Source organism: Geothrix paludis, from assembly GCF_022808815.1.
In the GTDB taxonomy this organism is placed as follows: domain Bacteria; phylum Acidobacteriota; class Holophagae; order Holophagales; family Holophagaceae; genus Geothrix; species Geothrix paludis.
On record NZ_JAKZLC010000004.1, the window covers coordinates 446,499 to 460,535 of the forward strand.

General features: G+C 50.9%; 16 protein-coding genes. All 16 read right to left on the reverse strand.

All coding sequences use genetic code 11. The features are described 5' to 3' along the window. Positions 1-78: 78 nt before the first annotated feature. Positions 79-558 carry a hypothetical protein gene (locus MLE64_RS12545; RefSeq protein ID WP_243318066.1) on the reverse strand — a complete coding sequence of 160 codons (480 nt, stop codon included), beginning with the start codon at positions 556-558 and terminating at the stop codon, positions 79-81. Between the two features lie 757 nt (positions 559-1,315). Next, positions 1,316-1,702: a hypothetical protein gene (locus MLE64_RS12550; RefSeq protein ID WP_243318068.1), complete on the reverse strand. Its 387-nt coding sequence runs from the start codon at positions 1,700-1,702 to the stop codon at positions 1,316-1,318. Positions 1,703-1,830: 128 nt separating this feature from the next. Further along, positions 1,831-2,043, reverse strand: a complete 213-nt coding sequence (locus MLE64_RS12555) for a hypothetical protein (RefSeq protein ID WP_243318070.1) — start codon at positions 2,041-2,043, stop codon at positions 1,831-1,833. A 153-nt stretch (positions 2,044-2,196) separates the two neighbouring features. Next, complete coding sequence (locus MLE64_RS12560) at positions 2,197-2,721, reverse strand: hypothetical protein (RefSeq protein WP_243318072.1); 525 nt, start codon at positions 2,719-2,721, stop codon at positions 2,197-2,199. Positions 2,722-3,319: 598 nt separating this feature from the next. After that, positions 3,320-3,793, reverse strand: a complete 474-nt coding sequence (locus tag MLE64_RS12565; RefSeq protein WP_243318073.1) for a hypothetical protein — start codon at positions 3,791-3,793, stop codon at positions 3,320-3,322. A 776-nt stretch (positions 3,794-4,569) separates the two neighbouring features. Next, positions 4,570-5,034, reverse strand: a complete 465-nt coding sequence (locus MLE64_RS12570) for a hypothetical protein (protein ID WP_243318077.1) — start codon at positions 5,032-5,034, stop codon at positions 4,570-4,572. Positions 5,035-5,173: 139 nt separating this feature from the next. Further along, on the reverse strand, positions 5,174-5,815 hold the full coding sequence (locus MLE64_RS12575; RefSeq protein WP_243318079.1) for a DUF4145 domain-containing protein: 642 nt from the start codon (positions 5,813-5,815) through the stop codon (positions 5,174-5,176). A 154-nt stretch (positions 5,816-5,969) separates the two neighbouring features. Next, entirely contained in the window at positions 5,970-6,302 is a 333-nt protein-coding gene (locus tag MLE64_RS12580) for a hypothetical protein (RefSeq protein WP_243318081.1), read from the reverse strand. A gap of 1,477 nt (positions 6,303-7,779) precedes the next feature. Further along, the gene (locus MLE64_RS12585; RefSeq protein WP_243318083.1) at positions 7,780-7,959 is read right to left on the reverse strand and encodes a hypothetical protein; all 180 of its coding nucleotides are present in this window, start codon (positions 7,957-7,959) and stop codon (positions 7,780-7,782) included. 134 nt (positions 7,960-8,093) lie between these two features. Next, on the reverse strand, positions 8,094-8,864 hold the full coding sequence (locus tag MLE64_RS12590) for a hypothetical protein (protein ID WP_243318085.1): 771 nt from the start codon (positions 8,862-8,864) through the stop codon (positions 8,094-8,096). Positions 8,865-9,014: 150 nt separating this feature from the next. Next, positions 9,015-9,830: a hypothetical protein gene (locus MLE64_RS12595; protein WP_243318087.1), complete on the reverse strand. Its 816-nt coding sequence runs from the start codon at positions 9,828-9,830 to the stop codon at positions 9,015-9,017. A 134-nt stretch (positions 9,831-9,964) separates the two neighbouring features. After that, positions 9,965-10,462 carry a nuclear transport factor 2 family protein gene (locus tag MLE64_RS12600; protein WP_243318089.1) on the reverse strand — a complete coding sequence of 166 codons (498 nt, stop codon included), beginning with the start codon at positions 10,460-10,462 and terminating at the stop codon, positions 9,965-9,967. Between the two features lie 971 nt (positions 10,463-11,433). Further along, positions 11,434-11,934: a hypothetical protein gene (locus MLE64_RS12605; protein WP_243318092.1), complete on the reverse strand. Its 501-nt coding sequence runs from the start codon at positions 11,932-11,934 to the stop codon at positions 11,434-11,436. Between the two features lie 143 nt (positions 11,935-12,077). Further along, positions 12,078-12,593 (reverse strand): hypothetical protein, encoded by a 516-nt coding sequence (locus tag MLE64_RS12610; RefSeq protein ID WP_243318095.1) that lies wholly within the window; start codon positions 12,591-12,593, stop codon positions 12,078-12,080. A gap of 131 nt (positions 12,594-12,724) precedes the next feature. Beyond that, the gene (locus tag MLE64_RS12615; protein ID WP_243318098.1) at positions 12,725-13,297 is read right to left on the reverse strand and encodes a hypothetical protein; all 573 of its coding nucleotides are present in this window, start codon (positions 13,295-13,297) and stop codon (positions 12,725-12,727) included. A 131-nt stretch (positions 13,298-13,428) separates the two neighbouring features. Further along, positions 13,429-13,890 carry a hypothetical protein gene (locus MLE64_RS12620; protein WP_243318100.1) on the reverse strand — a complete coding sequence of 154 codons (462 nt, stop codon included), beginning with the start codon at positions 13,888-13,890 and terminating at the stop codon, positions 13,429-13,431. Positions 13,891-14,037: the final 147 nt, after the last annotated feature.

A 14,037-nucleotide genomic window follows, 5' to 3' on the forward strand; every position in this document is an offset into this window, starting at 1 on the left:
GAAGCGAGATGTTGAGAGAGAGCGGCGGGCAATGCAGGCGGGGTCCGAGTTGAGCGGAGGGTTAGGTTGCCCTCGATTTTAGAGCGCCTTTTCATACGCCTTGATGGCGAAATCGAGAATTTGTCTCTTGTCTGGGTCAGAAAAATGTCTTTTCCGTCCGTTCTGACCAGATTGATCTAAATAGCCCATCTTGATGAGCATATTGCAAAGCTCTTCGTTATGCCTGCCAGCGCTCCACTTCTTGAGGAAAGGGTAATCCTGTGATGTGATCCCGGGCCCGCTCAAGAACAAACGCATTGTGTTCTCCCAATTTGGATAGGATCGCATTTGCTCCCAGACAAAAGGGCCTTTCTCGGTCATTGATAGGGTTAATTCAAGGACGATTCTGAATTTATCTTGGTCAGACAATTCAGAGTCTTTTGCGGCCTGCCACGCCAACTTGATTCTTTCTGCATCCGAACTTAACTGATCGCGCCTAGCATATACGCCGTTGACCACTCCACTTCGAGGCTGCGTGGTTGTTGATCCCCAAAATGTGGTGAGTGGAAAAGTGAACATCAGGCAGAACCTTGCAAACCTTCGGGGAGCCCGGGTTTGCTTGAATCTTGGTGGGATGGATGATGGCACGAGCAACCTAACGGATGGAGCTAACCGGCCCCGCCTGCACCGAGGCGCTGAGCGAAGCCGAGAAAGCGAGATGAAGAGAAGGAGCGGAAGACAATGCAGGCGGGGTCCGAGTTGAGCTGAAGGTTAGGCCGACCGAGATTAATTACTAAGTGAGGGACAAAATTATACAGAAGATTGTAATAAAGACCGGAAGTTGAAGAAGAAATGAGATTCTAAGCTTCTTTTGAAGCGCAATTCCTTCTGGGATTCGATGAAGCCAAGTTGGCGTGGTGAAAACGAGCTTAAGTCCGAATACCGTATACGCGATGTTACCCCCGAGGGATTTGCCTTCAGGTGGCTCCCAGAGAAATGCAACGTGGGGCTTGCCTTCATTGGACCAGAGATCCTTGTCGATAGCATAAAGCGCTGGAATTAGTTTCCCGAGAGCGCGATATGTTGGCATCCCTACGACCACCCATATAGGAATGAGCAGCAAGAGTGCGATGATTTGCACAATTTTCATCGGCGGCCTAACGAATGAAGCTAACCGGACCCGCCTGCACCGAGGCGCTGAACGGAGCCGAGGAAGCGAGACGAAGAGAAAGAGAGGAAGGCAATGCAGGCGGGGTCCGAGTTGAGCGCAAGGTTAGGCCGCAGCATGGGTATAATTTGTTGATATAGGAAACGGATTGGAGATGATTGCTTATTTTTACTGTTTATCTGTAAATGCAATAAGTGTGGCTCGATAATCATTTCCCTGGTCGGGATTTCCCTTTAAGTCATGGTCGTTAACGATCCGGGTATCTAGCACAATTAGACCATCTGCGCCTGCGCGAGCAGCGGCAATTCGAAATTTACCGAAAATCGTTCCCTCATCTGGGCGGTAGCTCCAATCAAGGTACTGGACCATCCCGATCTCTTTGTACGGTCTAGTTGGTTTTCTGCTGATGTAGATTTCGACTTCATCGGGGTTTTTCTGCATTAGATTCGCCTGGCCAAACATGGAAGTTCTGACGCCTCTTGTCTGGTCTGCTTCGGGGCTAGAGCAACCAATCGCTACAAAAAAGAGGAGAGTGATAAGAAGTAAAAATTTCATGATGCTCCCTTTATTTGATTTGAGGTTGATATAGTAAAGGTGCTTTCTAGCAAGTGTGTCAGTAGAATAAGAAAGAGTGTATGGAATAATGGCTGTCTGGCCATGGTTTGGCTTAGGGTTATGGGTTGTCAAAAGGCATTGGGACCGATCAAGTGTTTACAAATGCCGGGTACCCATTGCCAGGGATCTCCTGGGCACCGGTCCCAAGTCAGGCGCGGATTGTCCGTCTTTGCCTTCATGAACCAAAAGAAGAGTTTATTGTTATCCCAGGTGCGCCGTTCCGCAATTGGAACGCGCATTAATTCTGTTCTTACAGCCTGTTCGAATTCCGATTTGTTCATGGGACGTCTCCGAAGGCCTAACGAATGAAGCTAACCGGCCCCGCCTGCACCGAGGCGCTGAACGAAGCCGAGGAAGCGAAATGCTGAGAGAGAGCGGAAGGCAATGCAGGCGGGGTCCGGGTTGAGCGGAGGGTTAGGCGCCCTGGTGGAGGCCTACTTGGCTTTAGGTATGGCGATGATTTTTGCCTTCGGTTGCCCATCTATTTCAGTGCCAACGAGAATGTTTGGTTTGCCGTCCTGGGTAAGCCCGTTCTGTCGGGCGTACAACACAATTCGACCGTCATCGAAGGTGGTTGTCAGAGCGTGAAATCTCACAGAGCTGGAACGAACCACCTGATTCGCCGAATCGTAAATGGTGTAAGTAGCTGGAAGGCCGAGGAGGACGCGAAGGCCTGGAGCCTCTAGTGGAGCGGCTTTAAGCGGAATATCGAGGGTAAGCCCCTCCGACTGGCCCGAAAGCAGAACGACCTCATGGGTACTGACAGACTCACCAAGAATCCGTTCTTTCAGGTCATCCGATTTGCCCATCTTTTCGGGAATGCCCAGGACAGTGGCTCCGATCTTGAATTCAATCCGATACCCGGGAGGCAGCCCCTGGTCCTTGACCTTAATGCGAACAGCCTGAGCCGCGAGAGAACTCGAAACGGCAAGAAGGACGACCGGGATGAGTATGTGCATTACAGTGCCCCTTTCTGGTCGGTTTTGATGAATGTTGGCTGCTGCGATTCCTAGTCGATGACGCCTAACGAATGAAGCTAACCGGACCCGCCTGCACCGAGGCGCTGGACGGAGCCGAGGAAGCGAGAAGCTGAGAGAGAGCGGAAAGCAATGCAGGCGGGGTCCGAGTTGAGCTAAGGGTTAGGCCGATCACTAGCCTTGCTGGTGTTGGAGAACCAACCTTAATGCCGCCAAGTAGTCCTGGGAGGCAGCGGGATCTGTAGTAGACCCATTTGGACTCGAACCAGCGTAGGTGTGAAGGAAATCAGAAACGGGGCTATCGCCGCGAGAGAGGTATGACTGAACAAACAATTCCATGATTCGGTAGGAATCGCGGAGCGAAACCACCTGGTCGAATTCTGGGGATTGAAGTGAGGTGTTCACGAGAGGCCTAACGAATGAAGCTAACCGGACCCGCCTGCACCGAGGCGCTGAGCGGAGCCGAGAAAGCGAGAAGCTGAAAGAGAGGGGAAGGCAATGCAGGCGGGGTCCGAGTTGAGCGGAGGGTTAGGCTGACGGGGCGGGTTCTTGAATGATGGACGCCTTAAGTTAATACCCCCTACGTGAAATCACACCACAACTCTATTGAATTGACCTTGCCGTTCTCGACATGAAAGACAAGGGCGGTTTCAGACGTGAGGCTGCGGTAGATCAATTCGGTCTGGTTGTCTTTGCTAAGAATTTCGGGATGGCCGTAGAGTGCGATCACCTGGCTGGATTTCATACCTACCCGAGCCCCGGCCGGAGTTGCGTATTTTCGGATGGTACAAACGAGATTCACCAAACTTTTATCGCAAAAGTAAGTTCTGATTCCTTTGTACTTCAGCTCGATTTCGGAGTTGCAGAACATTGGATCTGCGGTTGAATTTTTTCGAATTGGCCGACCAAACCGATGAGTTACCTCTTTCTGGGATGAACCAATCTGAACTGAGGCCAGACGGATTTGACTGTCCGCCAGGCGTACGGGCTCGGTTTGTTGGGCCATGGCAGGCGCCATGAGTAGGATTGCCAACAATGCACTCAGGCTGTTCACGAGGAAGCCTAACGAATGAAGCTAACCGGACCCGCCTGCGCCGAGGCGCTGAGCGGAGCCGAGGAAGCGGGAAGTTGAGAGAGAGCGGAAGGCAATGCAGGCGGGGTCCGAGTTGAGCTGAAGGTTAGGCCGAAACGTTGGCTTGTTTCTTTTGCTTTAGCGAGAATATGGCCCAGGATAAAAGAAAAGCGATGAAGCCGACAAAGCAAGCTCGGAGCCAATCGATCCGATGGGGCGAATGAGCAGCGAAGGTGTAAATGGCCGTTCCAATGAATACGCCGAACCCTGTGCCGAGAGCGGATTTCATAGCGTTCTCCTACGAGGCCTAACGGATGGAGCTAACCGGCCCCGCCTGCACCGAGGCGCTGAGCGGAGCCGAGGAAGCGGAACGATGAGAGAGAGCGGAAGGCAATGCAGGCGGGGTCCGAGTTGAGCTAAGGGTTAGGCCTTGAGGTGCCTACAGTTGATCACATTCTCTTCTTTAAATTGAACGTTATGTTGATTGGGTGTCAGCCCATTGAATGCAATGCAGACGGGGTCGAACCCGATAATCGTTCCCTCAAAAGTGGCGGTGTCGATAATGTTTTCGACTCGAATTTGAATCCAAGTGGAATTACAACGAAGATCGACTTGGTCACCAATAACAATGCGTCTTTCTGGGGAAGTCTTAGCTAAGAAATTGATAGGAAGACCTGGTGGACGGAGATCGAATGAGTAGACGATTGAATCTTTACTTTCTCGAAGCATCGGAACTCCTAATAAATAATGGCAATAGCTTAAATCGAATCCTCGGGTGAAATCGAAATCACCGCGATGGGAATGCCATTCTTTGATTCATAGTTATAATTTAGTTTCACCTTATTTTCTTTGAAGAATTTCATCTGAGGTGAATTTTGATAGGCGTTGATCAATTTGGGGCGATATTCATTCACGAAACCATTGTTATCAATTTGTTTCGAATCAAAATTAATAACAATATTATATACAAATATGTCGTTTGGGCCTACTTCAGTCGAAACCAATTTAAACGCAGGGTCATCGCCAACTATCGGGCATTTTCTATTGGTATCGAGACTCGCTTTTTGAAGCATCTCATGTAGGGATGCTTTAGAAGTCTCAGTATGAGGCGACTTGGGTAATACGAATTCCTTGAAGAACGCACTCAGTCCGACAACAATTGCGGCAAAAAATATCCATGCGTAATTCTTCTTGTTTGATTGTGAAGGATTTTCCAGCGCCATGTGGGTTCTCCTTAAGTGAGGCCTAACGAAGAAAGCTAACCGGGCCCCGCTTGCGCCGAGGCGCTGAGCGGAGCCGAGATAGCGAAATGCTGAGAGAGAGCGGAAGGCAATGCAGGCGGGGTCCGAGTTGAGCGCAGGGTTAGGCCTTGTCTCGCTTTTCAATCGCGTTTCTTTGGCCCTCAGGTATGACTGAGCTATACATGGCTTCGATCTGCTTGGGTTGAGATATCAATGCATCGGTGATGATGTTGACGAGCCCAAACAGTTGAGTTGCAGTGGTGACATCGTCTTTCAAGTCCAACTGGCCAGGATGCACCGCGTTGTTGCCAACCACACGGACTATATCAAGAGCCTGTTGAATCTTGATCGGTAATCCAAGTTGGACGAGTGTGGCAATGTCGTCATTGATGTTCTTACCCGGCTGTTTCAGATGTACACAAAGCTTTTGAATGCACAGGCGAAGTAGAGCGGAGGCTCCTCTTGGAGAGTTTTGCAAAATGGCACGAGCTTCTTCAAAGTCGGCGGCGATCTCTTCGGGAAGATCGACATTTGGTGTTGGTGCGAGGTTGGCCTGTGGGAATTTGAGCTCCCCTTCTACCCAAAACGACCACTTTCCACACCTATTGCATCGACACATCCAATACAAATCTGATGGACCATACTGATTTTGACCGGCAACGAGATAGGGCTTTCCCCAATGTTGAGTTGAGAACGCATGGCAGAACGGGCAATTAAACCCATCAAGGAGATACGTCGGAGGTGTGTATGGCACTTGGTGCATGTGGTACCTCGGAGGCCTAACGAATGAAGCTAACCGGACCCGCCTGCACCGAGGCGCTGAACGAAGCCGAGGAAGCGAAATGCTGAGAGAGAGCGGAAGGCAATGCAGGCGGGGTCCGAGTTGAGCGGAGGGTTAGGCAACTTGGGCCACAATGCTATTTCATTTGAATACCGCGAAGCCGGTCGGCACGAGCCACCAATTTCCCTGATGGAGAGCGGAATTCTAAACTTCGAGCTTGGCCTGTTACGCAGGCATCAGCGTTTGCATACGTGGTGACGATCCCTTCCGTTTGCCGGTCGGACCAGGAGAAGTAGTCCTGTCCAAGGGTGACTACTACCCACCCGTCTTCTACTGCGACACTGGCGACGATATACGGGCGCATTTTGGCCAAGGCCTTTTTCGCAGCAGTCTTATCGCAAGCGTGAGCTTGGGTGGCCGTGAAAGTGGCGAGAACAACAACAAGAAGAAATCTGGTCAATCGCGCCATGACTACTCCTGTTTGGTTGATGAAGTTGCCTAACGAATGAAGCTAAGCGGCCGCGCCTGCACCGAGACGATGAGCGGAGCCGAGATAGCGAAATGTTGAGAGAGAGCGGGAGGCAATGCAGGCGGGGTCCGACTTGAGCGGAGGGTTAGGCCCTACCGAGCAGGGCCAAGAGATTTGGTGGGTTGAATTGACGATGATTATTGTAAGGCTCAAGGCCGCCACTGCGCGCTGAATGGGCCTGGATTGCTGCGGAATCTCCGCCGGCCAGTGTTGGGCCAAGTCGATTTATTTCGCCTTGATGCCAATCGTGAAGGATATCGCCCATGTCGCGCTGGAACAGTTCTACGAAATCACTTTCGAAGAACGGCCACCGAACTGTGTAAGGAAAGGAGGCATAGGGTTCATGAGCGGCTACTACCCAGAGTTGGGAGCAAGTCTGGCAAATATCTAAACCGATAAAATTGCCACCCAACCCGGTTGAAGCGAATTTTGGCCCTCTGCCTGGTGGCCAAAGCTCGCGATTGGGTGCTTGGCAGATCTGACAGCTCATGGGTGGGCCTAACGAATGAAGCTAACCGGACCCGCCTGCACCGAGGCGACGAGCGGAGCCGAGAAAGCGAGGAGTTGAGAGAGAGCGCAAGACAATGCAGGCGGGGTCCGAGTTGAGCGGAGGGTTAGGCGTGTGACGAAAAGATGAAATGCTTGAGTAAATAGATTATTGCCGGGAGCCATAGGAAGAGGGAGATAAGGCAAAAGCCCAAACCCGCATAAATAGCTTCACTTCCACGATGGGTTACTAGTGGTGCACCTCTGCTAGGCCTTAGACGGATCTCTCGTTTGATAATTGCCTTCATACCGACTGCGAACAAAGTGATTCCAACCGCGCAACCGAGAAGCGCAAAACCGGGTGTAGGTGGGCTGGTGCTTGGAGTGTAGAGCATGACGCCTAACGAATGAAGCTAAGCGGCCCCGCCTGCACCGAGGCGATGAGCGGAGCCGAGATAGCGAAATGCTGAGAGAGAGCGGAAGGCAATGCGGGCGGGGTCCGGGTTGAGCGGAAGGTTAGGCAGGCCACAGGACCCCGATGGGAGTAGAAGGGTTAATGAGCAAAGTTGACAAGTAAAGCTAAGGCATACCCAGCAAAGTAAAGAGAGGCCGGTGTTCGATAACAGCTATCCCAACCAGCCCGGTACCAGATATAGAGACCGAGCAATGGAAATGGAACAAGGAGAAGGAGGAGAGCCCATAGGAGATCTTCTCTCTGCCAAATTTCGTAGGCATACCAGAGACCGCCGATGACGACGAGAATGACTGCGATGATGGCAACGATGTTCATTGGCTGCCTAACGAATGAAGCTAACCGGACCCGCCTGCGCCGAGGCGCTGAGCGAAGCCGAGGAAGCGAGAAGCTGAGAGAGAGCGGAAGACAATGCAGGCGGGGTCCGAGTTGAGCTAAGGGTTAGGCCGCCTGTTGGAATCACAAGTTTCCTTGGTAACGAGCCGCTTCACGCCAACTGGCGAGAGCCTGGCTTTCGCTGCGCCCTTTGGTTTCGATGCGACGCCCATCGTAGTCGCCGATGGCAATCCAGACTGTTTTTGACTTCTGATGAACAGATACTTCGTAGGAGTGATCCCAAACTCGGACTGTGTGCTGCATGGATCCTCCTTGGGCGACCTAACGAATGAAGCTAACCGGCCCCGCCTGCACCGAGGCGACGAGCGAAGCCGAGGAAGCGAGAGGATGAGAGAGAGTGAAAGGCAATGCAGGCGGGGTCCGAGTTGAGCGGAGGGTTAGGTTGCTGGGGCTTGCTGACCGAGAATACGGACATGCTCTTGGACGAGATCCCAATACGCCAAGAACCCTGAAATCATCTTAGGTGTTTGTTTCGCCAAGGCTTGTATTGCCTCTTTGGACGATAAGGGTGGCTCAAACCCAACAGTGATGGTTGTTCGGCCAGGTGCTGAAGGCACTCTATAAATGGAGTTTAAAATTCCAATATCAAGATGAGGAGAAATGGCGTGATTTTTTCTGTGGCGAAAGTTGCGCGTGCTCTTAAGGAAAGTGCTGTCGTTGATATTCTGGAGCGAGTCGAGAAGTGGAGTGATGGCCGGAAATAACGGTGATAAGGATTCTAGTGTTCTGTAATTGATGCGAGAATCATGTGGAATCTTTGAATTGGGAATGATTCCCATTGCAGAACCGGCGTGAAGCGATAGTTTCGTCGATGAAAAAACCAACCTGTTTCGAAAAGAGTAAGGAAGTTGTAGCGCGGACATTAGAAGAGGCCATGTGAATTCATACCGAATGGCTATCCGCTCTTCTTCGTTGCGGCTTTGCAAGATTGGTTCCCAGACACTCAAACGTAATAAAGATCGAGAGAGATGGTTGCACTCATTGATCAGCTCTAGGGTGAATTCATTCACCATCATTTGATAGATAAGTTCCGAGGCTTCAATAGCATAATTGTGTTGCAAGAATGGCTGTTCTGATGAGGGTTTGAGCCCCTGAATTCTTTCGCAATATTCAGAGTAGGCATGCTTCACAGTAGCCGTGTAGTCCATGAGCAACCTAACGGATGAAGCTAACCGGCCCCGCCTGCACCGAGGCGCTGAGCGGAGCCGAGGTAGCGAGATGTTGAGAGAGAACGGAAGGCAATGCAGGCGGGGTCCGAGTTGAGCGGAGGGTTAGACATTCGTGAACCACGTTTACGGTCATTTCAGGACATCTTCGGTGCGACCTAAATAAGTAAGCTTAGTACCATCAAAGGAGAACATGCCCTTTCTAGTGGTGAAGAAATGAGGAGTACCACCAGGGTAGAGTTTCAGAACAGCCAGATCGGTTTCGGGAGGAAGGTCTTCCTGCAGGGTATGGGTGTGATACCCACCTGCCGCATTTTTCTGGAGGGGGAGTTGGAGGAAGGATTTATGAAGAACCACAGAATTTAGAATCTTCTTTCCATCTGAACTAATGGTGAGCCGGTAGTCGGAGCCGATCGGAATTATTTTCGCATCGCTGTTCGCAGGGAGTAGGTAAGCCGTGATTGTTCCATCGGTTTCTCGGAACACGCTGTAGTTCCAAGCACGATTGATCGGTGAAGGATATTTCTGTGCCAATGCCGCAGCATCAGCCAAATCGGGGAGTTTCATTAACTCTTCACTGATCGAAGGTATTTCATTTTGGAGGTTCATCTCATGAACCTCATCGGGTTTCCCAAGCGGAGCCCAGAACCCATAAGTAACTGCGAATCCTTCCGGTTGCTTTTCCGAGTCCCCGTCCTTTTTGAACCGACCGAAGAAAATGTACCGTCGTTCCTTGATTGGCATTTCGACCCAAAGACCTAGACGGGAAAGATCAGGTTTCTTTTCCATGAGAAGGTCTGTGGCTACCCATGCAAGCCGCTCATATTCAAAAATTTCTTGCCCGCGCTTCATATGTCGAGAGAGTTGTGCCTCAAGTTCAGGTGACACCTTTACCTGCGGTGCCTGAGCCTGAAGGGCAATCGATAGGAGAAGGATTAAGAATTTCATGTGCGCACCATGGAATGTCTAACGAATGAAGCTAACCGGCCCCGCCTGCACCGAGGCGCTGAACGGAGCCGAGGAAGCGAGATGTTGAGAGAGAGCGAAAGGCAATGCAGGCGGGGTCCGAGTTGAGCGGAGGGTTAGGTTGCGGATCGTTGCTGTATGGGTGTGATTTGGGAATTACAAATCAACCACTTTTCGCCCGAACGGATGAATGTGTGGATGAAACGGTAGTGGAGGGTGAAGGCAACGCCAGCAGTGATCCCAGTCATTTTGACCTTCCCACTCACCAAGGCTGAATCACCGTACAGCCGGATGCTTTGATCTTCCACTGTGTATGGGTCAGTAGTCAGGTCGGCTGACTTGAATCCCTGGAGAAATGTTTCTTTGTTGTCCACTTCTCCACTGCTTCGAATGAGCCTGAAGTCATCAGTCAAAGCCGCCTCGATTGCCGATATGTCTTTATGGATGATGGCTTTTTCAAATTCACTAGCCTGCGATGCAAGCCCCGCGATGACTTGTGCTTGAGATTCATGAGTTTGTTTCTGAACAGCGCCACAAGCTGTCAGGAATATAATCCCAGCGGACACAACGGACCGCCTTACGACTGAATCTGGATGAAATTTCAACTGCAACATATTGATAACCTCCGAGTGCTGGAGTGCTAGTTCTGTGGGGGAAAGCAACCTAACGAATGAAGCTAACCGGCCCAACCGCAGCCGGACGTTGAGAGGGGAGAGGAAATCCCAACCAAGACGGGAGAGCGGAAGGCAAGGGCGGTTGGGTCCGAGTTGAGCTGAAGGTTAGGCCGAGACGCTCGTTCTGACGTGACATGAACCGAGGCGACGGGAAAACCGAGCGGAGGTTGGAAAGAGCGAGGAAGGGCTTGCCACCATGAACGCACGCCCGCCAGGAAACTCAAAGCAGAACGGCCGAACAGGCGAATTGGCCGGCTGAACGGAATGCAGCCAGGTCTGCCATTCGAGGCCTAACGAAAGAAGCTAACCGGACCCGCCTGTGCCGAGGCGACGAACGGAGCCGAGGAAGCAGGAAGATGAGAGAGAGCGAAAGGCAATGCAGGCGGGGTCCGAGTTGAGCTAAGGGTTAGGCCGCTACGAGTGACCAAAGATGCACCGCAATCAAGAAACCTGAAATTGCGAGTGGTGGAAGGATTACCAAGATTAGCGCGGTCCAGAATTGAGCAGGTTGACCTACTCGATTGATTGCAGACCCTCGAAGGTAGATGACGCCCGAGCGGAGTACAAACCAGGTGATGAAGATCGAGAAGGGGAACAAGGCGTAGCAAGCGATCAGGATTTGTGTGTGCTCTTGGCTATTGGCGGCAAAGGCGAGCAAGGCAAAGCCGACTAGGAAGCTGAGGATAATCCACCATGGATTAAGGTGGCTTTCTGGTTTGGCTTGGCGCGGTTTGTTTTTCCTTGCGCGTGGCATAGCGGCCTAACGAATGAAGCTAACCGGCCCCGCCTGCACCGAGGCGCTGAGCGGAGCCGAGGAAGCGAGAAGTTGAGAGAGAGCGGAAGGCAATGCAGGCGGGGTCCGAGTTGAGCGGAGGGTTAGGCCGATCATAAACCAATCGTTGCTGAAGGCATTAAAGCTGTGTTGTTTTTTCTGAATCAATAATATTTTCTACTTTAGAAATGATTTCCTGAATCTTCTCATCAAGATCAATTGCTATTGATTCTATGGATTTTAGGTCAATATCGGAATCACGCATTATATATAAAGTCTTTGTGTTATTAAATTTTTGGATATTAATATTTTCTAATATTTTTATCAATTTATCCAATTTATCAGTAGCGATGTTCTGTATTTTTACGACCACTTCTAAGGTTTCATTAGAAGATGATTTTATATTTTCGTTTCGTAAATGGCGGAGTAATAATTTGATTGTTTTGAGATGAAGTGAATATGCTTTGATTTGTTTTTTTAATGAAAAAGCTCGCCCCAATAGATTTGAAATTGATTGGGTGATTTCCCCATGGCGCCGTTCTTTCAGATTCTTGAGATGAACTACAAAAACTGCCAAGGCGCATATAGCTGAAACACTCGCAATCCCAATTGCAATCCATGTTGAGGCGGTCTGTGGCATTTACATTTCTCCTATGGACTGCAGCCTAACGAATGAAGCTAACCGGACCCGCCTGCACCGAGGCGATGAGCGGAGCCGAGGAAGCAAGAAGTTGAGAGAGAGAGCGGAAGGCAATGCAGGCGGGGTCCGAGTTGAGCTAGGGGTTAGGCTTCACGGGGTCTATTGCGTAGGTGGAGGACAGTACCCTTTACGGCCCCCCAAAGAACGATCGCAATCGCAATGAACTGATCCCGCGGAGATAGATTTTTGAATGTTGGATATGGCATTGTTGAATTATGATCAACCCATAGATTTCGGCTGATTTCCTGAACCTTGTCTTTGTGGCGCGGGACGAGCGCTGCGTAAAGAGCTGAAATCGAATTGCCATCAAGCTTGGTTTCTAAATCATGAGCAAAACTATTTCGAAGCGTACCAATTGCTTTCAGGGATGGACCGTATTCCGTATTAATTCCTACGGCGATCGCAAGAATGACTGTGTTGAAGTAGTCTAAGTTTAATTTACTTCGATAGGAAGGTTCTCTCAATAAGGCATCAACAACCTCACAAAGGGCGCTTTCAATTCGAATATGGGCCCTTATGACCACGCCAAGGTCGTCCTCACGAAGTAGGTCAGCTACTAGGGCTGAAACTTCAGCTTCGTCAATTTCCGGGGTATCCATGGTGAAGCCTAACGAATGAAGCTAACCGGACCCGCCTGCACCGAGGCGACGAGCGAGGCCGAGGAAGCGGAACGAAGAGAAAGAGCGGGAGGCAATGCAGGCGGGGTCCGAGTTGAGCGGAGGGTTAGGCGTTAGCTGGACCATAGTTTAATTCGTTCTTGAAGCTGACGTTGTTTTTCAGCCACTTCATAGCTGTTCCAGAGGTCGCGGTATACCTTGTTCAAAGTGCTGTGCGAGGCTGGCTCACCCCAGAGCGATACGAGCCATTTGGTATCGGCCTTGGTGAGGAGAGGAAGTTGGTTGTACCCGAGTCGATCATAGGTGAAGGGAAGCGACTTCATGACAGCGCCTGGGACTGATTGAAATACATTGAAGCCAGGTTGCTGAAGGTAGTCGGAGTATGGAACACCGAACGACTCGATGGCGGCGAGCCAATACAAAAGAGCTAACTCCCCGGAGAAGGGTGATGACGATTTTCTGCGCGCCCGAATGAGTGCTCTAGTCGCAATTGCTGCTTCACGGAATGCCCCTGGGAGGGGGAGATTTTCAATTGCGAGCTTCAGTCGTTCAATTGGCTGATCTCGCATTTGTTTGATTCGGTCTGCCCAAAAAGTGTCCTCATGAATGCTTTCGCGTAGGCTACTCCAGAACTCGACTTGTCGGACTGCCGCATCGGAGACATTGGTGGTGTCGAGCCAGAGCATATCTGACGCCTAACGAATGAAGCTAACCGGCCCTGCCTGCACCGAGGCGACAAGCGGAGTCGAGATAGCGAAATGATGAGAGAGAACGAAAGGCAATGCAGGCGGGGTCCGAGTTGAGCGGAGGGTTAGGCTCAGGCTGTAATGCTGAGGTATTTTTTGAAGAGAGCTTTTGCGGCCGCTGGTTGCTCTGTGAACCAGGTGAGGTTTTCATGCATGGTATCCACGACCTGCCTGTGATTGTAGTTTGGAGGTGGCTCCATGGTGTAGTCACAGTACTGAAGGTTGGCGGTGTGTAGATGATTTGCATGTGAAAATGCAGCATCAAGATATTGTCTGACTTCATCAGGAAACAGGAAATCAGCCTCTGCGGTAGCTGCATAAAAGCCGAACATTTCATTAATGTCTGGCTTCGCCGTTTGAATGACTGATGAAATAAATCTGTGTGTGGCCTGATAAATTGCTAATCTGCGCTCATACCGATCCATGTTGATTTTGAGTTCTGCTGCGCGCCATTGCTGCCAAGCGATGTAGGTAGTTATGAGTGCGATCAATGGGGTGAGTAGGCCTTGTAGAACTTGCAGCCAGTAGGGCATGTTTCAAGCCTCCAAGTAGAGCCTAACGAATGAAGCTAACCGGCCCCGCCTGCACCGAGGCGTTGAGCGGAGCCGAGGAAGCGAGAAGTTGAGATAGAGCGGAAGACAATGCAGGCTGGGTCCGAGTTGAGCGGAGGGTTAGGGGCC